The sequence below is a fragment of the Rhizobium sp. BK112 genome (genome assembly GCF_014193215.1).
Lineage (GTDB): Bacteria > Pseudomonadota > Alphaproteobacteria > Rhizobiales > Rhizobiaceae > Rhizobium > Rhizobium anhuiense.
The window spans coordinates 546263-564596 of record NZ_JACHYZ010000002.1; the positions used below are offsets into that span (position 1 = coordinate 546263).

The 18334-nt window shown below is 61.0% G+C and carries 26 protein-coding genes and 1 pseudogene; 15 read left to right on the forward strand and 12 right to left on the reverse strand.

The window, feature by feature from the left end:
* Window positions 1-37 precede the first annotated feature (37 nt).
* Together FHT75_RS08030 and FHT75_RS08035 are read left to right on the forward strand one after the other, a co-directional pair.
* Window positions 38-250 (forward strand): hypothetical protein, encoded by a 213-nt coding sequence (locus FHT75_RS08030; RefSeq protein WP_047614457.1) that lies wholly within the window; start codon window positions 38-40, stop codon window positions 248-250.
* Window positions 251-403: 153 nt separating this feature from the next.
* Window positions 404-661: a GlsB/YeaQ/YmgE family stress response membrane protein gene (locus FHT75_RS08035; RefSeq protein WP_047614066.1), complete on the forward strand. Its 258-nt coding sequence runs from the start codon at window positions 404-406 to the stop codon at window positions 659-661.
* A gap of 359 nt (window positions 662-1020) precedes the next feature.
* Here FHT75_RS08035 and FHT75_RS08040 read toward each other — a convergent pair whose 3' ends face one another.
* The 3 genes and pseudogenes from FHT75_RS08040 to FHT75_RS08045 form a co-directional block, all read right to left on the reverse strand.
* Entirely contained in the window at window positions 1021-1410 is a 390-nt protein-coding gene (locus tag FHT75_RS08040; RefSeq protein ID WP_063476544.1) for a response regulator, read from the reverse strand.
* Between the two features lie 74 nt (window positions 1411-1484).
* Window positions 1485-1716: pseudogene (locus FHT75_RS35770) on the reverse strand (histidine kinase); the annotation flags it as partial.
* A 17-nt stretch (window positions 1717-1733) separates the two neighbouring features.
* Window positions 1734-2432, reverse strand: a complete 699-nt coding sequence (locus FHT75_RS08045) for a TetR/AcrR family transcriptional regulator (RefSeq protein WP_063476546.1) — start codon at window positions 2430-2432, stop codon at window positions 1734-1736.
* Window positions 2433-2607: 175 nt separating this feature from the next.
* Here FHT75_RS08045 and FHT75_RS08050 point away from each other — a divergent pair, with 175 nt between their 5' ends.
* Window positions 2608-3096 (forward strand): RidA family protein, encoded by a 489-nt coding sequence (locus FHT75_RS08050; RefSeq protein WP_063476547.1) that lies wholly within the window; start codon window positions 2608-2610, stop codon window positions 3094-3096.
* Between the two features lie 107 nt (window positions 3097-3203).
* Here FHT75_RS08050 and FHT75_RS08055 read toward each other — a convergent pair whose 3' ends face one another.
* Window positions 3204-3797, reverse strand: a complete 594-nt coding sequence (locus tag FHT75_RS08055; protein ID WP_063476548.1) for a DUF308 domain-containing protein — start codon at window positions 3795-3797, stop codon at window positions 3204-3206.
* Between the two features lie 69 nt (window positions 3798-3866).
* Entirely contained in the window at window positions 3867-4457 is a 591-nt protein-coding gene (locus FHT75_RS08060) for a TetR/AcrR family transcriptional regulator (RefSeq protein WP_047614076.1), read from the reverse strand.
* A 198-nt stretch (window positions 4458-4655) separates the two neighbouring features.
* On the opposite strand from FHT75_RS08060, the gene FHT75_RS08065 reads away from it, so the two are divergent.
* From FHT75_RS08065 to FHT75_RS08075, 3 genes are all read left to right on the forward strand, one after another.
* The gene (locus FHT75_RS08065; protein WP_047614460.1) at window positions 4656-5375 is read left to right on the forward strand and encodes an SOS response-associated peptidase; all 720 of its coding nucleotides are present in this window, start codon (window positions 4656-4658) and stop codon (window positions 5373-5375) included.
* Between the two features lie 75 nt (window positions 5376-5450).
* A complete protein-coding gene (locus FHT75_RS08070; RefSeq protein WP_097542782.1) occupies window positions 5451-5771 on the forward strand; it encodes a hypothetical protein in 321 nt (106 codons plus the stop codon).
* Window positions 5768-6001: a hypothetical protein gene (locus FHT75_RS08075; protein ID WP_063476550.1), complete on the forward strand. Its 234-nt coding sequence runs from the start codon at window positions 5768-5770 to the stop codon at window positions 5999-6001. Before FHT75_RS08070 ends, FHT75_RS08075 begins: the two co-directional genes overlap by 4 nt.
* Before the next feature lie 47 nt (window positions 6002-6048).
* On the opposite strand, the gene FHT75_RS08080 is transcribed toward FHT75_RS08075, so the two are convergent.
* Window positions 6049-6876: an oxidoreductase gene (locus tag FHT75_RS08080; RefSeq protein ID WP_183844694.1), complete on the reverse strand. Its 828-nt coding sequence runs from the start codon at window positions 6874-6876 to the stop codon at window positions 6049-6051.
* Between the two features lie 80 nt (window positions 6877-6956).
* Between FHT75_RS08080 and FHT75_RS08085 the strand changes: the two genes are divergently transcribed.
* Window positions 6957-7895: an AraC family transcriptional regulator gene (locus tag FHT75_RS08085; RefSeq protein WP_183844693.1), complete on the forward strand. Its 939-nt coding sequence runs from the start codon at window positions 6957-6959 to the stop codon at window positions 7893-7895.
* Between the two features lie 78 nt (window positions 7896-7973).
* On the opposite strand, the gene FHT75_RS08090 is transcribed toward FHT75_RS08085, so the two are convergent.
* On the reverse strand, window positions 7974-8576 hold the full coding sequence (locus tag FHT75_RS08090) for a TetR/AcrR family transcriptional regulator (RefSeq protein ID WP_183844692.1): 603 nt from the start codon (window positions 8574-8576) through the stop codon (window positions 7974-7976).
* Window positions 8577-8627: 51 nt separating this feature from the next.
* Between FHT75_RS08090 and FHT75_RS08095 the strand changes: the two genes are divergently transcribed.
* From FHT75_RS08095 to FHT75_RS08105, 3 genes are all read left to right on the forward strand, one after another.
* Window positions 8628-9077: a VOC family protein gene (locus FHT75_RS08095; protein WP_018449534.1), complete on the forward strand. Its 450-nt coding sequence runs from the start codon at window positions 8628-8630 to the stop codon at window positions 9075-9077.
* Window positions 9078-9205: 128 nt separating this feature from the next.
* Window positions 9206-9679, forward strand: coding sequence for a nucleoside deaminase (locus FHT75_RS08100; RefSeq protein WP_183844691.1), 474 nt, complete (start codon window positions 9206-9208; stop codon window positions 9677-9679).
* A gap of 176 nt (window positions 9680-9855) precedes the next feature.
* On the forward strand, window positions 9856-10059 hold the full coding sequence (locus FHT75_RS08105; RefSeq protein ID WP_047614086.1) for a cold-shock protein: 204 nt from the start codon (window positions 9856-9858) through the stop codon (window positions 10057-10059).
* Window positions 10060-10076: 17 nt separating this feature from the next.
* On the opposite strand, the gene FHT75_RS08110 is transcribed toward FHT75_RS08105, so the two are convergent.
* A complete protein-coding gene (locus FHT75_RS08110) occupies window positions 10077-10433 on the reverse strand; it encodes an ArsR/SmtB family transcription factor (RefSeq protein ID WP_183844690.1) in 357 nt (118 codons plus the stop codon).
* 107 nt (window positions 10434-10540) lie between these two features.
* On the opposite strand from FHT75_RS08110, the gene FHT75_RS08115 reads away from it, so the two are divergent.
* Complete coding sequence (locus FHT75_RS08115) at window positions 10541-11287, forward strand: glucose 1-dehydrogenase (protein ID WP_183844689.1); 747 nt, start codon at window positions 10541-10543, stop codon at window positions 11285-11287.
* A gap of 86 nt (window positions 11288-11373) precedes the next feature.
* Here the strand turns inward: FHT75_RS08115 and FHT75_RS08120 are convergent, their stop codons facing one another.
* Window positions 11374-13164: an ABC transporter ATP-binding protein gene (locus FHT75_RS08120; RefSeq protein ID WP_183844688.1), complete on the reverse strand. Its 1791-nt coding sequence runs from the start codon at window positions 13162-13164 to the stop codon at window positions 11374-11376.
* 362 nt (window positions 13165-13526) lie between these two features.
* Window positions 13527-14234, reverse strand: a complete 708-nt coding sequence (locus FHT75_RS08125; protein ID WP_183844687.1) for a helix-turn-helix transcriptional regulator — start codon at window positions 14232-14234, stop codon at window positions 13527-13529.
* 89 nt (window positions 14235-14323) lie between these two features.
* On the opposite strand from FHT75_RS08125, the gene FHT75_RS08130 reads away from it, so the two are divergent.
* Window positions 14324-14722 carry a VOC family protein gene (locus FHT75_RS08130; protein WP_183844686.1) on the forward strand — a complete coding sequence of 133 codons (399 nt, stop codon included), beginning with the start codon at window positions 14324-14326 and terminating at the stop codon, window positions 14720-14722.
* Between the two features lie 244 nt (window positions 14723-14966).
* Here FHT75_RS08130 and aac(6') read toward each other — a convergent pair whose 3' ends face one another.
* Window positions 14967-15419 carry an aminoglycoside 6'-N-acetyltransferase gene (aac(6'), locus tag FHT75_RS08135; protein WP_047614093.1) on the reverse strand — a complete coding sequence of 151 codons (453 nt, stop codon included), beginning with the start codon at window positions 15417-15419 and terminating at the stop codon, window positions 14967-14969.
* 299 nt (window positions 15420-15718) lie between these two features.
* On the opposite strand from aac(6'), the gene FHT75_RS08140 reads away from it, so the two are divergent.
* From FHT75_RS08140 to FHT75_RS08150, 3 genes are all read left to right on the forward strand, one after another.
* Window positions 15719-16099 carry a hypothetical protein gene (locus FHT75_RS08140; protein WP_047614095.1) on the forward strand — a complete coding sequence of 127 codons (381 nt, stop codon included), beginning with the start codon at window positions 15719-15721 and terminating at the stop codon, window positions 16097-16099.
* A 280-nt stretch (window positions 16100-16379) separates the two neighbouring features.
* Window positions 16380-16757, forward strand: coding sequence for a hypothetical protein (locus tag FHT75_RS08145; protein WP_052213350.1), 378 nt, complete (start codon window positions 16380-16382; stop codon window positions 16755-16757).
* A gap of 428 nt (window positions 16758-17185) precedes the next feature.
* Window positions 17186-17716, forward strand: a complete 531-nt coding sequence (locus FHT75_RS08150) for a dihydrofolate reductase family protein (protein WP_183844685.1) — start codon at window positions 17186-17188, stop codon at window positions 17714-17716.
* 33 nt (window positions 17717-17749) lie between these two features.
* On the opposite strand, the gene FHT75_RS08155 is transcribed toward FHT75_RS08150, so the two are convergent.
* Window positions 17750-18319: a pyridoxamine 5'-phosphate oxidase family protein gene (locus FHT75_RS08155; protein WP_097595795.1), complete on the reverse strand. Its 570-nt coding sequence runs from the start codon at window positions 18317-18319 to the stop codon at window positions 17750-17752.
* Window positions 18320-18334 lie beyond the last annotated feature (15 nt).

Here is an 18334-nt window from a genome sequence, read left to right on the forward strand (position 1 = left end):
CGGCGGTGGGAACTGTCGGACAGAGGAGGAGAAGGCCATGAGCAAAAATAACTGGAAAGTCGGGCTTCGCGCCAAGCTGGAGCATCTCGTCGACGACTGCGTTGTGGCCGGGGCCAGGCAGCAGGACGTCTTCGATGCGATCATCAAGGAGATCGGCAATCTGCGCGCAGCCCTTGAGCGCGACCCCGATCCCGCGGACGACGAGGTGATAGAGGAACCTTCCAACGATTGGCCCGCGGCCGACAGGTGACTGAATCAGATCGCGAGGCGCACATGACCGCTGGGGGCGGGGGCTTATGGAACCAACTGGCGCCGCCGAAGGTTATAGTCTTGTCGCTTGGCAATCGGTTTAGCTCGACCTGCGAGACGCGATAGCCGGCGTATTTCACAATGGGGAATTGCTATGGAAAATGCAGGTATCGGCTGGATCGCCGCAATCATCATCGGCGGCATTGCCGGCTGGCTCGCCGAATTGCTCATGAAGAGCAACATGGGCGTGCTCATGAACATCATACTCGGTATTGTCGGCGCCATCGTCGCCAACTTTATCCTGTCGCTCTTCGGCGTCGCCCTGGGCGGCTGGCTGGGTTATCTGATCGCGGGCTTCATCGGAGCCTGCATCCTGATCGCCGTTGCCAGAATGGTCAGACGTACGGCCTGATGGAGCCGAGGCGGCCCGCCCGGCCGCCTTCATCACGCTCTCGGGTCGCGCTCACGCGCGGCTTGAGGCTGTGGCAGTCCCGTGTCATAGCGCGCCCCGCGAATTGCGTCGCAGCGACCGACCGTGACTGAATTCAGAAGAGACGATCGACAAATTGCTCGGTCTCCCACGTCCTGAGGAAATTCCTGAGGAAATGCGCTTCCCCCGGCCAAAGGATATATGCGCCCACAAAAACACCGACAGGTCGTGGGCGAGAGCTACGATCGACTTTGCGGTTCGCGCGGTGATGTTTTCAACATCGCTGCGGACTTCGGCGTCTTCGACAACGCGCCCACAATGGCTTGTGGGGGAGAAAACACTTAATTTATCCACTCATTATTCCCGATCGACAGCAGATGGGCCATTGCATCGGTAATCGCGTGGCTGTCGTAGGGTTTGGAGAAAAACCGGCTGCCGGTGGGGAGGCTGCTTTCTTCGAGGATGGCTTCGCCGGATGCAACAATCAACCTGACGGGCGGCCACCGATCCCTGATGTAATGAGATAGCTTGATGCCATCCATCGTGCCGGGCATCTGAACATCGGTGAAGACCAGATCGACATCGTTTCGCGACTCAAGGATGCGAATTGCCTCGTCCGCATCACGCGCCTCCAGCGCTTCGTATCCCGCAGAGAGCACCAGATCGACGGCACCCATCCGAATGATCGTGCTGTCTTCGACGACCAGGACGACCGCCTTGCCATTTTTCATCGCTCACTCGGCCAAATTGGAGTGTGAACCTCGTGGGGCTCCGCTAGTGTAGCGCTTGGGAAGCCAATCGGTTCCTACGCGGCCGTAGAAATGTCGGTTCGCAAACCGGCGCTTTCCCGGTGGTTGATTGTGACGGCCGTGCCGGGGCCGGTCCCGAGGCCGGCCTTTGGGGTCTGGCAAAGCTGAGCGAAGCCGGTACGAAGTTTGACTTTACCGCCGTAGGAGGTCGAGAGTTGCCGTTGCAGGCCCGCAATCGACATGACCCGGTGATGGGTGCCTGCGCGCTTCCGCCGACTGGATCCGGCGGTGATGATGACGAATGCTCATTGTCTCGGAGCCAGGCCGTCGAGCAGGAAATCGAGGCCTTTGCGGAAGGCGCCGTCCCAATCATTGTCGAGCAGCAGGCGGGAACGTTCGATTGTCGGATAGTGTTGGCTGAGATCCGTCAGGCGCTGCTGCGCGGCGGCCCTGTCGTCGTCCGAGAGCTCGAAGTTCGCCCGGGTGATGGTGGCGCCGATCACATAGTTCCAGAGCGACCATATCGCGACGTTCAAATCCGCGTCGGCGACACCGGCTTTGGACAGGGTCTTGCCCAGCAGTTCCAGGCGGCTGAGGATGTTCGGGCCGAGCGCCCGGCGCGGCAAAAGCGATGCCGACCAGGGATGGCGCAGCATGCCGGCGCGCCAGTCTTCGAGCATATGGATGATTTCCCCGCGCCAGTCCTGGGGCGCGACGATTTCAGGCGGCCGGCGATATTCGAGCACCGCGTCGAGCGCCAGATCGAAGACCGCCTCCTTGTTGCCGACGTGCCAATAGAGGCTCATCGCGCCCGCGCCGAGGCGATCGGCGAGCCGGCGCATCTTCAAGCCGTCGAGGCCTTCGGCGTCCAGCAGTTCCACCGCGCTCGCCACGATCCGTTCCAGCGAGAGGGGCGCTTCGCCGCGCGGCTCCGGCCCCTGCCGGGGTGAGGCGACCGTCCGTCGAGACTGTTTGCTCTCAGCGCCGCTGCGTTTGGCTGCCATCCGTTTTCCCTAGTGATCAGAACGCCGATCTAAACCGACAATGCCAGGAATGTCGATCCTGACCGATTGACTCGTACAGCGTACGATGACATTGAATCGTACATTGTACGAGTCATTCAATCCTGCTGGCCGCGATGGTCGTTCCTCGCAATCCCCAGATCCCGAAAGAAAAATCATGTCACGCGCAATCAATCATCTGCTTATCGGAGGGTTCATCATCATGACCATGGCAATTCCCACAGCGACGACAGCCAATGCGAAGGATCTCAAGCTTGAGATCGTCAATCCGAAAAACCTCTACGACCCGACGCCGAATGGCTACAGCACGGCGGTGATCGTGCCCCGCGACGCCAGGCTCGCCTATATCTCCGGGCAGGGCGGCCAGGACGGGACGGGGGCCTTATCGCCCGACTTCGCCGTCCAGGTGAAGCAGGCTTACGCAAATCTGCGCACCGCTCTCGAGGGGCTCGGCGCCAGGCCGGATCAGGTCGCCAAGCTCACGGTTTTCGTGGTCGATCACGACATGTCCAAGCTTGAGGTGTTGACCAGGAACGTCAAGGACATGTTCGGCGAAACCCTGCCGGCGCAGACGCTGATCCCCGTTCCCAAGCTGGCGATCGACCCCATGCTCTTCGAGGTCGAAGCCGTCGTCATTCTGGAATAACGGCGGGGCGCAGGTGTGAACGACACGGACGTTCACCCCGCGCTCTGTCTTCCCAGGGCCTGTCCCGAGGATGGACTCTCGCCGCCATCGGCAGCGGGCATGGCGGCTCAGGCCCGCTTCCGCCGCATCTGCGTGACGCTCCGCCAGACGGCCGAAACCAGGAAGTAGAAGGCGCCGAGGCCGGCATATCCGGCGATATTGGCAATGGACGGCGGTTCCGGCATGCGTGCCTGGGCGATGAAGAAGGCGCCCGCCACCGCGGATTGACCGCCGCTGAGGACCATGGCCCACTGGCCGCCATCGGTCTTCCAGCGCCGGATCGCGGTTGTAAGCTGCAGCAGCCCGGAAAAGATGGCCCACAGGCCAAAGACGCCGAGAACCCAGTTCATGCTCATCGTCAGCGCGACGATCACGGCAGCTGTCGTCACCGCGCTGACGATGACGTTGACCGCCTGGCTGCGGTTGTTTGCCAGGCCGCCATTGCGGGCTGCGTCGACCAGGTTGGCGGCGGCATCCCAGGCCGGATAGAGGATCAGCAAACCCGCCGCGAGGGCAGGCGACTGGCGCCCGACCGTCAAAGCCGCCGCCACCCAGATTGCGGAAAAGGCTGCGCGCGAGACATAGTAGCGCGTCAGCCACTGTTCCCGATCGCCAGATGCGATGGTGGTTTGATCATTGGCGGGGAGAATAGCTCTGGTCATTTTGTCTTCCTACTAGTTGGTAGTTTCACTGGTCATAGGAGTCGCTCCGGGCTTATGTCGCCGGAGATCTTATCGAGTGGCGGTCGGAGACAGGCGCTGCAAGGTGGGCGCCAGAATGGTGGCGAAGATCTCCGGAGCCCCATAAGCCCGGGCTGACAGCATGGCGCCATGGACGGAGGCCATGAAGGCCTCAGCCTCGACGCGCGGTTCGCTCGACAGTCTCAAGCTCCCGTCCTTCAAACCTCGTTCCATCACCGAGGTCAGCCATGTCGAAGCAAAGCGGAAAAACGCCTTGACCTCGGCCGCGACCTCCGGCGGCAGCGCCGGCAGTTCGCTCGCCAGCAGGGCGCAGACGCAAAAAGGCCTGCTGGCGTCCTCGATGCACTGGGCCCAGTGGCCGGCATAGGCCTGGAGAAGCGCCAGCGGATCCCGCACCTGCTGCTCGAGGCCGGCGATACCCGCTTCGGCATCTTCGCGATATCGCACGACAAGCGTGCGCACCAGGTCGGTTTTGCTCGGAAAATGGTGATGGATGCTGGCCTTGCGAATCCCGACGACGGCAGCGATATCGGCATAGCTGAAGCCGTTATAGCCTCCGGTCATGATCAGTGCGCGGGCGGAAGCCAGGATCTCGTCGGACGTCGTCAAAAGGTTGCTCATGGCTTTTATCTACCTTCCAGTAGGAAGGCTGTCAAGCCGAGGGCGGAATTTCTGCCATCACCCTTGGTCGAAACTCGACAGGCTTCGCCTTGATACGGGCGAAAAGCGTTGGCGGCGTCGGTTGTAGCGACCGGTCTTGACTCGCCTCCAACACCCAGAACATAATCAGAACATCTAATATGCGGAATGGAGTTCTGGATGTGCGGCCGCGTCTACATCAAGACATCGCTTGAGGAACTGGTGCGCAATTTCGCCTTCGCAGAGCGAGGCGCGATCGATGCGCTCGGGAACCGATTTCCGCGCTATAACGGCGCGCCGACGCTGGATTACCCGATCATCATTCGCGACATGGTCCGCGAGCCGGATGTCATGGGGCCGGTGTTCGCCTCGGCGCGCTGGGGGCTGATGCCGGCATGGATGAAGCCGGGTGGCCGGCCGCCGCCGATCAATGCGCGCTGCGAGGGCATTGCAACCAACGGCCTGTTCCGCTCGGCTTACAGATCGCGGCGATGTCTGGTGCCGATCAACGGTTTCTTCGAATGGAAGGATATCTTCGGCACGGGCAAGAACAAGCAGCCCTATGCGATCGCCATGGCCGACGGCTCGCCCTTCGCGCTCGCCGGCATCTGGGAGATATGGAAAGATCCTGCCGGCATCGAGATCCGGAACTTTGCGATCGTGACCTGTGAGCCGAATGCGATGATGGCGCAGATCCATGACCGCATGCCGGTCGTCCTGCACCGCGAGGATTACGAGCGCTGGCTGTCGCCGGAGCCTGACCCGAACGACCTGATGAAACCGTTCCCGGCGGAGCTGATGACCATGTGGCCGATCGGCCGCAATGTGGGCTCGCCCAAGAATGACACGGCTGACATCATCGATCCGATCGACCCCGATCCGGAACCGACGCTGATCTGAATTCACCGGCTCGGGCGAGAGCCATCCATCAACGATGCGGTCAAAGAGATACCTCGCGAGAGGACAGGACGACGCATGCCAGAACAAATCACATGGAAATCGTGGGAACATGTCAGTGGCCGAGAAATCAAGTACAAGTGGCGGCACGCCTGGAAGGAGAAAGCCGGCGACGATTACGTCGCTTTTGACGGCGATACCCAGATCGGAAGGATATTCCGGTCACAGGCAGGCGGAGGGATCGATAATCGCTGGTTCTGGATCGTGGCGGCTGACGGCAGCCATCGATTGGATTGGCCATCGGCCGGATACGAGGACAGCGCCTATGTCGCCTCGAGGCGGCTGGAGATGATCTATGAGAGCATCAAGAGCGGGAAATCAAGGATGGCGCAGCCATGAGCATTGAAGGCCATTCGAGCGCGCCCGGCGCCAATGAGATCGTCGAGCATTATTGCGAGCACCGGCTTGCCGACGGCACACGCTGCAAGGAATGGGGAGGCTGGGGCCACAGCCCATCCCCGGCCGTGCCGACGCGCTGGTGGTGTTGGGAACATTTCCCGCACAAGACATTCGAACAGGAACAGGCGCTCAGGCGGAAGCTGGAGGCGGCCGGGAAAATCATCCACTGAAGCTGGCTGATGATCCCGCGTTGAAGCGGAAAGCAAAGCCTCTGCCCTCAGCCGTCGGTCGAGACGGTGAGGGATTTCCACGCCTCGATCTCCTGCTGCAGGCGAGCGATTCTGTCCGACACGTGGCTGAGGGCGTCGCTGCCGAGCAGAAGCTGCGGCGGCGGATTATCGGATTCGACCAGCTCCAGCACCGCCGCCGCCAGTTTGGCGGGGTCGCCGAGCTGCTTGCCGCTGACGGCCTGTCGCGCCTGGCGTATCGGATCGAAAAGGGCGTCATAGTCGGCGATGGACCGCGCTGTGCGCACCATCGATCGTCCGGCCCAGTCCGTCCGGAAGGAGCCGGGGCAAAGGGTCGTCACATGGACGCCGAACGGAGCCATTTCCGCACGCATCACCTCCGATATGCCTTGAAGCGCAAATTTGCTGCCGCAATAATAAGCGATGCCGGGCATGGTGATCATGCCGCCCATCGAGGTGACGTTGACGATGAACCCGCGGCGTCGCGCGCGAAACCGTGGCAGAAATGCCTTGGCAACGGCGACGGCGCCGAACACGTTCACGTCGAACTGCCGCCGCATCTCTTCGACCGGCGACTCCTCGAGCACGCCCTCATGGCCGTAGCCGGCATTGTTGATCAGCACGTCGACGGGCCCATGCTCCTCCTCCGCCTGCCGGACGACATCATCGATACGGTCGAACGCGGTGACGTCGCAGAGGACCGGCCGCAGGCCAGGCAGGGTTTTGGCGAGCGCTGTGCGCGAGGCTTGCGAGCGCATCGTGCCGATCACCCTGTGGCCGGCCTGAAGAGCCGCAGACGCGATGGCCAGCCCGAAGCCGGAATTCGATCCGGTGATGAAAAAGGTCTTTCGTGACATCGGCAAACATTCCTTGATTGAGGGTGGGATTTGACAAATAGTATGAAGAACCCGGTGCTTCGATTGCGGATTCTCTGAAGATGTTGCCAAATCCTATGCCTAGCGATCGCGACCGATCGAAGCGGCGAGAGATCGTCGCGCTGGCCGGAAGTCTCGCGCCGCGTCACGGATACAATCCGACCGCGCTCAATTCCGTCCGCATCTTGCGCACCGAAGCCGTGCTCCACGACATCCCGGTGCTCTATAAGCCCGGCGCGGTTTTCGTCTTGCAGGGCAGCAAGCAGGGCATGCTCGAAGGCGAGGTCTTCCTCTATGACGAGGAGCATTATCTGGCGGTGTCGCTGCCTGTCCCGTTTCGGATGACGTCCACGGCCAGTCCCGAGCGGCCATTGCTGGCGGTCTACGTCGAGTTCGATATGCAGATGGCAGCCGAGATCGCGCTGCAGGTGGAACAGCATGCCGAACTGCCGGGTGACGAGCCGAGAAGCCTGGTGTCGAGCAGGATGGATGGCGATATCGAGGACGTCCTGCTGCGCCTGCTGACGGCGCTACGCAGCAGCGTTGAGATTGCCGTGCTTGGCGCCGGCCTTCTGCGCGAACTGCACTACCGGGTCCTGGTCGGTCCGCAAGGCGGCGCGATGATCGCCGCCCTCCAGCAGAAAGGCAGATCCGGAAAGATCATCCGGAGCCTGGCCTGGTTGCGGAAAAACTATGGCCTGGAGATTGCCGTCACCGATCTGGCAAGAGAGGTGGGCATGAGCGTTCCCTCCTACCATGTCCATTTCAAGGATCTGACCGGCAACAGTCCAATGCAATATGTCAAAGCGATGCGGCTTCACGAAGCAAGATTGATGATCGCGCGCCGGACGAGAACGATCGCCGAGGTCGCGGCTTCGGTCGGCTACGCCAGCCCGGCGCAGTTCAGCCGCGACTTCAAACGGCATTTCGGGCGCACCGCCTCGGAAGAGATCAAGTGGGTCCAGCGCCACCTCGGCGAGCCGGGTGACGATCGCGGCTAGGCCATGGGATCGGCCGCCTGCGCAGCGGCGGTCAGCGGGCAGGCGGGATACCGGCGCCGCCGATGGCGACGTGAGGATTCATGCGCCCGACGGTGTAACGGCCCGCAACGCAGTCCTGACGATCGCATCGCCGAACTCCGGCGAGACCGGGCGATGGCCGACCAGCAGCCGGAAGAAGACCGGTCCGTAGATCATGTCGAGCAGCGCCTCCATATCAGGCGGCGCCACGATCTCTCCGCGAGCCAGAGCCTGCTCCAGGATGACACGACCGGCGTTGCGGCTCGACAGGATCACCCGATTGCGGAAGGCCTTGGTGAATTCGCTTTCCGGATCGGCGGCCGCAAGTGCCATGGTGATCTGCCGCCCGCGCGTGCTTGCAAAGGCCGTCACCAGTCCGCTCATCTGGGCGCCGAGAGCCGCCTGCGCCGTGGCCCCTCCAACCTCCGTTTCCGGTAGGCGGTTGACCAGAAGAGCGGCCATCGCCAGTTCCTGCGCGTTGGCCCAGGAGCGATAGATCGTCGGCTTGCCGACACCGGACCGCGCCGCCACCGCTTCGATCGTCATGCGGCCAAAACCTTCGGCCATCAGGATTTCATGGGCGGCCTCCAGGGCACGCCTCTGCGCGGCAGCGCTTGGCGGCCGCCCTCGTTTTTTCGGTGTTGCGTTACGCTCTTGACTCATATCATTACGATACGTAACGTTAATAAAGAACCCAGTCAAGGAGGATCATCCATGCCGAGTTTTGCCCGAAAAGTGAGCGCCTACTTCATCGTCAAGGATGCGGCACGGGCCATCGACTTCTACAAGGAGGCTTTCGGCGCCACGGAAGTCTTTCGCATGACCGATCCTTCGGACGGACGAATCGGCCATGCCGAGCTGCGTTTCGGAGAGACGCTGATGATGCTGGCAGACGAATATCCGGACTTCGGCGCCCTGTCTCCCGATACCGTCGGAGGCTCGCCGGTGACCTTCCACATGGACACGGTGTCGACCGACGCCGCACTGGCGCAGGCGCTGTCGGCCGGGGCGACGATGTTGCGCCCGGCGACCGACCAGAGTTTTGGCGAGCGGGTGGCGCAGGTGCTTGATCCCTTCGGTCATCGCTGGATGTTGTCGCAAACCATCGAGCAGGTCACGCCCGAGGAGATGCAACGCCGCTGGAACGAGGATATGTCGGCGTGAGTGCCGCAGCGACGAGATAAGAGAAGCTGACGGTTGTGGTTAGAGATCGCCGACCTGAATCGGATTTGCAGCCTTGGAAATCCCACCGATTCAAGACAAGATCATCCCGCTCTAGCTGGGGGACTCTGATGGAAAACCACGAGCCGTTTTTACGCGAGGCAATTGCGCTCTCGAAATCCGCGATGGAAGGCGGCGACGAACCATTTGGCTCGGTGCTGGTGAAGGACGGCGAAGTCATCCTGCGCGCCGAAAACAGCGTCTTCACCGGCCACGATATGACGAACCACGCCGAGATGAACCTGGTTAAACTGGCCGCACGGCACTACGATTCTGCTTTTCTCGGTGAGTGCACGCTCTACACCAGCACGGAGCCCTGCGCGATGTGCTCCGGGGCGATTTACTGGTCGGGCATCGGGCGCATGGTGTTTGCGTGCTCGGAAACACGGCTTGGCGAGATCGCCGGGATCGGGTTGAACGTGCCGAGCCGGGCGGTGTTGCAAACCGGCGCGCGCACCGTCACCGTGATTGGCCCGACGGACCTCGAAGACGAAGCCGCCGAAATTCATCAGCAATTCTGGCCGAAGCATCTGGGCAAGGCTTAATGCATGTCGCCCTTTCGGGCTGGTGCAGCCGGTCGGCTTATAGAAGAACGCGCGGTCACAATCATCGGCACAATCGAAGCCCAGATAGCAGTGATCTGCACGCGCGCCATTGATAGTCGAGCGCTGGCGCTGTAGCGTCCGCTTCGCAATCCGGACGAACGAAATAGGAGGCTCTTATGCCAACGGGTACGGTTAAATTCTTCAACGACGACAAGGGCTTCGGCTTCATCACGCCTGAGGGCGGCGGACAGGATGTGTTTGTTCACGTGTCTGCCTTGCAACGCGGCGGTTCGCTCCGCGAAGGCGATAAGGTCAGCTTCGAGGTCGGACAGGACCGCAAGACTGGAAAGTCCAAGGCTGAAAACGTCTCGGTCCTCTGACCGGGCGGCAATGCCGACTATTGAGGGGGCGTAAGCCCCTTCAACTGCCCGGGAATCTGTCCGTAAGCGGTCAGAATGGCCTTGATCAGGCCCGGGAAGCGTTCGTCGAGTTCTGCGCAGCGGGTTTGATTGCGCATCTCCACACCCTGGCGTTCGCTCAGAATCAGCCCGGACTCCCGCAATACCTTGAAATGGTTCGACAGCGACGACTTCGGGATGACGCGCTCCCCGAACTCCGCGAAGGCAGAACACGTCCTGCCGCAGGCAGCACCGGCAAGCTGCGCGAAAATTGCGGCGCGCTCCGGATCGGAAAGCGCATAGAGAATCGCTTCAGGCCGGATGTCCTCTAATGCTGGGTGAAAGAGCGGTCTCATAAATTTTATATAGCCACACTTGACATCAAGATCAACAGTTCCGAATTTCTGAACTACGGAACAAGGCCGCCACTCCCGACGGCCGTCCGAGTCAAAAGGAATTCGATATGGCTAAGCTCACGGGAAAGGTTGCTGTGGTAACCGGCGCCTCGAAAGGGATCGGCGCTGCGATTGCCAAGGCGCTTGCGGCAGAGGGTGCACAGGTGGTGGTGAATTACGCTTCGAGCAAGGCCGGAGCGGACGCCGTGGTTGAGGCGATCCACGCGGCCGGCGGCAAGGCCATCGCGGTCCAGGGCGATGTTTCGAAGGCCGAACAGGCACAGGGACTGGTCGATGCCGCGGTCAAGCAGTTCGGCAAGCTCGACGTGCTGGTCAACAACTCCGGCGTCTATGAATTCGCGCCGATCGAAGAGGTGACCGAGGAGCAGTATCGGCGCATCTTCGACGTGAATGTTCTGGGCGTTCTGCTGACCAGCCAGGCAGCGGTCAAACATCTCGGCGAGGGCGGCAGCATCATCAACATCTCGTCGGTAGTGACCAGCCTGGCGCCGCCGGCCTCTTCGGTCTACACGGGCACGAAGGGCGCCGTGGAGGGCATCAACAGCGTGCTTGCCAAGGAGCTGGGGCCGCGCAAGATCCGGGTCAACGCCATCCTCCCGGGGATCGTGGAGACCGAAGGTACGCACACCGCCGGCGTCATCGGCTCGGATTTCGAGCAGACTTTGGTGGCCCAGACGCCGCTCGGCCGCACCGGCCAGCCGGACGATATCGCCGGCGTCGCGGTCTTCCTCGCTTCCGACGATGCCCGCTGGCTGACCGGTGAGCGATTGGCCGCCAGCGGCGGTTTTCGCTGATCGTCCAGTGCCCGCGTGCGCAGTGATGGCGCACGCGGACGCCAATGCAGAAAGGAAACGCCAGAGCATCGCCCTGGCGTTTCGGTTCAGGCCACCAGGCCCTTGGTCAGTTCCAGCGCCTGCCGCTCGAACAGCCGGCGATAGATGCCGTCCTTGAGCCGGATCAGCGCCTGATGGTCGCCCTCTTCGACGATCTTGCCCTTGTCGAAGACCAGCAGCCGGTCCAGCGCCCTGACCGTCGACAGCCGATGGGCGATAACAAGCGTGGTGCGGCCGTGCATCAGCCGTTCCATGGCCTGCTGGATCTGCACTTCGCTTTCGCTGTCGAGGCTCGAGGTCGCCTCGTCCAGAATCAGCACCGGCGCATCGGCCAGGAAGGCCCGGGCAATGGCGACACGCTGCCGCTCGCCGCCCGACAGTTTGACGCCGCGTTCTCCCACCATCGTCTCATAGCCCTTGGGCAGGTCCATGATGAAGTCGTGGGCGCTCGCCTGTTTCGCCGCCTGCTCGATCTCGCGCCGCGAGGCGTTCGGCCTGGAATAGGCGATGTTTTCCGCCAGCGTGCGGTGGAACAGGATGGGCTCCTGCTGCACGATGGCGATCTGGCCGCGCAGGCTGGATTGCCTGACCCCTGATATATCCTGCCCGTCGATGCGGATCGAACCCGACTTCACGTCGAAGAGGCGCTGGATGAGCTTGACGAAGGTCGTCTTGCCCGAACCCGAATGCCCCACCAGGCCCACGCGCTCACCCGGCTTGATGACGACCGAAAAGTCCTCATAAAGCGGAGTGGGATGCGCGCCATACTGGAAGGTGACGCGATCGAAGACGATCTCGCCCTCGCCAATCCTGATCGGCGTGGCGTTCGGCCTGTCCTCGATGCCAAGCGGCATCTTGTCGAGCAGCACCAGCTCTTCCATGTCGTTGACGGCACGCTGCAGGTTACGGATGTCCTGGCCGACATTGCGCAGATAGCCTTGCAGAACGAAGAACATGGCCAGCACGAAGGTGATGTCGCCAGGCGTCGCCAGCCCCTTTTGCCACATCACCAGGCCCGTTCCCAAAATGCCGGCCTGCATGGAAACCATCATGAAGCCCTGGATCGTGCCGCTCAATGTGCCGCGCTTCCATGTCCGCCGCGTGCGGCTGTCCCATCTGGCGAGCACATGGCCCAGCCGCCGCTCTTCGCGGCTTTCGGCCCCGAAGGCCTTGACCACCGCATTGCAGCTGATGGCATCCGCCAGCGCGCCGCCGAGCTTGGTGTCCCAGGCATTGGCAAGCCTTGCCGCTGGCGACACGAAACCCATGGAAAGCGCCACGGTCACGCCGATATAGACGAGCGACCCGGCAGCCACGATCAGGCCCATGACCGGCCAATAGCTGCCGAGCACGATGCTGGCGCCGACCAGCATGACGATGGACGGCAGCAGGGCGACCAGCAGCAGGTCGTTGAGCGCGTCGAGCGCCCACATGCCGCGGGTGATCTTGCGCACCGTCGAACCGGCAAAGCTGTTGGCGTGCCAGTCGGTCGAGAACCGCTGCACCTTGTGGAAGCCGTCATTGACCACATCGGCCATGGTGCGCAGCGTCAGCCGGATGATGCCGTTGAAGATGAACCAGCGCAGCGCCACGCTGGTCAGGCCGAGCGCCACGACGATGACGAAGGCGTGGAGCGCACCATCGGCTGCATTGCCGCCGGCAATGGCATCGACGATCCGGCCGGAGAAAACCGGCACCATGACTTCGGCCAGCGTGCTTGAGATCACCAGCACGATGATCGCGCCGACCAGGACAGGCCGATGGCGCCAATGATGAAAAACAAAGCCGAGCACATGGCGATAGGCATCGGCGCGGAAATCGAGCTTCTTGCGAGTCATTTTAATCGCTCGGCCCCGTTTCGGCGGCCGGTCCTCAAAATAGAGAGTTGGATGGCACAGCCCAAACGGGAGACAAACTGATCCCGTCAGATCAAATTGGGCTATGAGGGAAATGAAACCGCATGGCGCGCGCTTAAGGCGGGCCGCGAATGGAAATGACCTAGCGTCGGGACATTCCGCACGGGAAGGTTTCGATGATTGCTGGTGTCATGCAACGCCTCCCTTATGTTCGATCTGAAACGGTGACCGTTTTGTAGCGAATGAGATTGCCGTTGCCAAGCGGGTTTTTACAACCTTACGGAAAGTGATGCGCAAACGACACAATTGGGGGACTGGGAAAAGGGAATAGATACGTGCAACGATCACTGCGCCCCACGGGATTTCCGCATTTCGGCATCGCGCCACTGCTGCCATTGCTGCCTCAGCTTGCTCCGGGACATGCCTATGGATTCATCGAGAATCTCGACTTTGAGGATCCGTTCGGTGCGGAAATGACGGAAGGCTTGTTTTGATTGGCACCAGGCGATCAACAGGCTGTGCGCGTCGGCATAGCCGAGAAGCACAGGCCAGACGATGCGGCTGGTGATCGTCCCATCCGCCGCGCGATAGGTGAGCTCAAGCTTGCGGCCTTCCCTGATCGCCAACCTGAGCGGACGCGTATCGCGTGTCGCATCGCCGCCGACATCATCCGGTTTGATGCCGACGGCGGGTTGGGCAATATAGGGAAGAAGGTCCTGCGGCATGACCGATGTGATCTTGGCCATCACATCGCCGGCGGCATTCCGCATGGCCGCGTCATTCAACCTTGCCACCATTTGAACGCCGAGCACGACGGCCTCGATCTCGTCAGGCGTCAGCATGAGCGGCGGCATGTCATATCTGGGATCGAGGACGTAGCCGAATCCCGCTTCGCCCTCGATCGGAACACGCTGGGCCATCAGGTGTGCGATATCGCGGTAGACGGTTCGCCGCGCGACCTCAAGTTCATCCGCAAGCTCGGACGAGGTCACCGGGCGGCTCGACCGTCGAAGAATCTGGATGATCTGAAAAAGCCGCTCCGCTTTTCGCATGCCTGATGACTCCTGCTGCCACAACGCTGTCAGCACGGCTATGTCACAAAAGCAAGGAAAGAGATCGTCGCACACCCAAGGAGAAGATCATGAAGTTCGCATCCACCCGCCTCATTGCCTCGGATATGACAGGCATGGTGGCTTTTTATGAGCTTGTGACCGGCTGCCGCGCCGACTGGCTTGCGCCGGTCTTCGCCGAGATCGTCACCGCCGGCGCGAGCCTCGCAATAGGCAGCGCGCAAACCGTGGCCTTGTTCAGCGAAGGTAGTGCGGAACCAGGGGCCAACAGGACGGCCATTCTCGAGTTCATGGTCTCGGACGTCGATGCGGAATTCGCGCGGCTCAAGGACCAGGTCACGGTCGTGCACCCACCCAAGGATCTGCCATGGGGCAATCGGACAGCGCAGATTTCCGATCCCGAGGGCACACGCGTCGCCCTCTATACACCCGTCACCGACGCCGCGAGACGCCGTTTCGCCGGCCGTTGATTGGCCGACGCCGCTGGCCGGAGCTTTTGTTTGAGCAACGTTCCGCGCGCAGCCGACCGCAACCAGCGCGACGCGTCGGCCGCTTCCGGCCCAGCCGGTCATTGGCCGTCGCAAAAATCCGTTGAGAAACGCCAACTTTTGCGACAGAGTTTTGCGGCGAGAATCCTCGAACGCGGGAAAGACCGGAGTGTCGCAAAAGTCGGGATTTGTGCAGCAAACCATCTCGTGGAAGGGCAACACCGGCCTACAGTGGCTTTCGGAAGAACACGACGCGTTGTGTCTCCTCAAATCCTAATGCGGTATGGAGCGCATGGCTGGCGGAATTCTCTATCGGCGCGTCAGAGCCAAACTCAACACACCCAAGCGACTTACCCCAATCGGCAACGGCATTGCAAAGCAGCCGTGCGATACCCTTTCGCCTGTCAACGGGCCTGATATAAATCCCTTCGAGGAATAGAACGGGCGAACTGCTGCATCCATTCACATAATCACGTCGCAAAGTGGCCTCAGCAAACCCGACAGCTTCATTCGCAGCATTTCGAGCGATGAACGCGACGGCGTCTCCACTTTCTGAAAGAAACGCCAGGCCCAACTCAGCGCGATGATATTCGAGCGAGTGATGCGGCCACAGCGCAACGCGAAGTTCCGCCCACGGCTCAACATCTTTTATGGTCCCAATCGCGATAATCGATTCCATAGTGAGGTTCTCTTTTGTCGCGAAATTCCCGATTAAAGCGACAGTTGTTTTCCTGACTTTTGCAACGTCGCAGAATAGACGGTTTTGCAATGCCGGCAATGTCCGGCATTGGCGCATTCCGGCCGGGACGAAGCTCTTGCATAAAAGCACAGCTACGCAGTCATTGATGATCGCGGGGCCGCTATCGGCCCCGAAGCGGTCATCAGTCGCAACCGAAAGTTAAGGTTCAACCGACAAGTTCGGGCACGGGGCGCTGAGTATGTGATATCGATCGCGTCCGGTGTCCGTCGAGAGTCGACATGAAATTTCGGTTGATTGCAGTATTTCTGATTATCTTGCCAACCGTTTCGACCGCGCAAGAACACAAGCGTCGTTTTCCCAAATATCAATTCTTCTATTGTACGGCCGTCCATATGAAGCTGGCCGAAACCTACGGGAAAACAGGTGATACGGTCGCCGAAGCCCTTCACACCCTAGAGGCGGACTTTCTGTACCAAAAAGGAAAGAATGACCTTGTTGAGATTGGAAAGTCTCCGGAGGACGCCGATAGGCGAGTCCAAAAACATCGGGATGGCATTGATAATGAATTGCAGAGTACGCCAAACAGGATTCGGATTATGCTGCGCCTCTGTAACTCATTCTTTCCAGAGCGAGCGAACCGGCCCAGAAATCGGGCGTAGAAATCTCTGCGTGAGAGACCCTGGTGGCGGGCCGTCCCTAAAGCATCGAAAGGTCAGGCGGAGCATGATCACATTGATGATAACACCACTATTGTGGCATCGATTATGATGGTTGGTGTCTATGGGCATCGAACGGAGGGCCAGTTGGTCGATACCATTCGCCTCAGGGCGCGTTGTAAACCGTGATTCACTTGCGGCGTCGACGGCAGGGCGGCTGACCGGCCTGCAAACAGACCGTTATCGTTATTGGAATTTTCGAATTCTGTACCGAGGTTCATGAATGCAACTTCTCACTTTGCTAATCCTTTTCCGTGACGGCTTTGACGATTTGACTGCGCTACAAGCCGCGCTTGCCCAGTACCGTGAACCCCTTAGGCAGGTCGCTCCGGACCACTTGAAATTCGGTGCACCGGTTGAACTGGACGTTCAATTGGCCAGCGAGAGCGACGTGCTGATTGAATCCCAAGAGATTGCGGAATTTTTCCCTCATAAGGACAGCAGCGAGATTGCACTCTGCAATCAGCGTATCGAACTGTCATGGGAGATGAAAGCCGATCCTGGCTTGATCACAAATCTCATCGGTTTTGTGCAGCCTGAGGTACGTCGCCTGGTCGGCAAGTGTTGGACTTTCGACCCCGCCGGGGGCGCGTGGTTTTAACTGCCCCGCAAAATTGACGACGGCTCGAAGCAGTCACGGGATAGTCCGACTGACTCAGAAAGGTTTTAGGCTCTCGCTGTTACGATCCATATCGAGGCGACCAGTGCTGCGCCAGCCGGGTGGCCAAGGCCCGCGAGTGCTTCGCGCAATTTGGGTTCAGCCGCCAACTTGATCGCGGGGTTCTCACGAGCAATTTCCAAGCGGGCCAATGCTCAGTAACACGCGCGTCATTGCGTCAACGTCGCCGCTCCTTCGTCGTAAGGCACAACTGCAAACCCGCCGCTATGCTTCAGCGGTTCCCGACCCTGGGCATAGCCGTCCTGAGAGCGAGGCGAGCGTTCGTGCGGATCGCAAACCAATTGCAATTTGAAATCAGTCGAGCTATTTTACCGCATGCGCGGATGTGCCCTTTAAGGAAAGGAAGTGGCATGGCTAAGCTCGTGTTCGGAATGAACCAGTCGCTGGACGGCTACGTCGATCATACGGAATTTGGGCCAAGCCCGACGCTCTTTCGCCACTTCATCGAGGGGACCGAGCGGCTGGCGGGCAGTGTCTATGGCCGCCGAATGTATGAGATCATGCGTTACTGGGACGACGATCAGCCTGAATGGGGTGCAGACGAACAAGCCTTCGCGCAAGCGTGGCGGAAGCAGCCAAAATGGGTGGTCTCACGCTCGCTGACGCCGGTCGGCCCCAACGCCACGCTTGTTACGGGTGATCTCGAGACCGCGATCCGCAAGTTGAAGGCCGAGCGCGACGGGGAGATCGAAGTTGCCGGCCCGAACCTGGCGCGAAGCCTGACCGAACTCGGCTTGATCGATGAGTATCAGATCTACCTGCACCCCGTCGTGCTTGGTCACGGTACGCCCTATTTCGCCGCACCGCGGCCGCCGCTTCGCCTTATGGCCCATGATCGGATCGACGAGAATGTGATCCGCTTGACCTACGTCCCTGCCTGATCGCCCGGCTTGCCGGATGGAAATCCGATCGGGTCAGGGGTGGACCCAGCGCGAGGAGGTGAGGGCGCCGAGATTGTCATAGGCAAAGACCGCGCGCCGGTTGTCGGCATGGCGCAGCTGGAACCAGTCGAGCGTCTCGGCCCGGAATATCAGCACGCCGAAGAAGGCCCGTCCGTCGGCATCTGCGACCGTACCGTCGCTCGCAGGCCGCTCCTCGATGTCGTCGCCCGGCGGCCCGCCCATATAGGTGCTGCGTGTCGATGGCGGCAGCAGGCTCCAGGCCTCGGCCGCGCGTTGGCTTGCCGGTCCATAGAGTTCGGCCGATCCCTGAAGGCGAAGCTGCACTTTTAACTGCGGGCCGAAGCCGAGGATGGCGACCGAAGGGTTGGCCGATATTTCCTGCCATTTCGGGCTTCTGACATCGGTATGGATTTCCAGGATGCGCCGCGCCGCATCCGCGCGCCGCAGCACGACCATGCGGGCCTGCGGCCGGCCGCCGGCATCGACCGAACACAGGTTCAGGTAGCGGAAGGCCGACTGCGGATCGGCAGTCGCGCCTTCGAGTTCGGCCCAGGCCGATGCATCGACCTCGGCGAGGGTCACCGTGCCGCCTCCGCC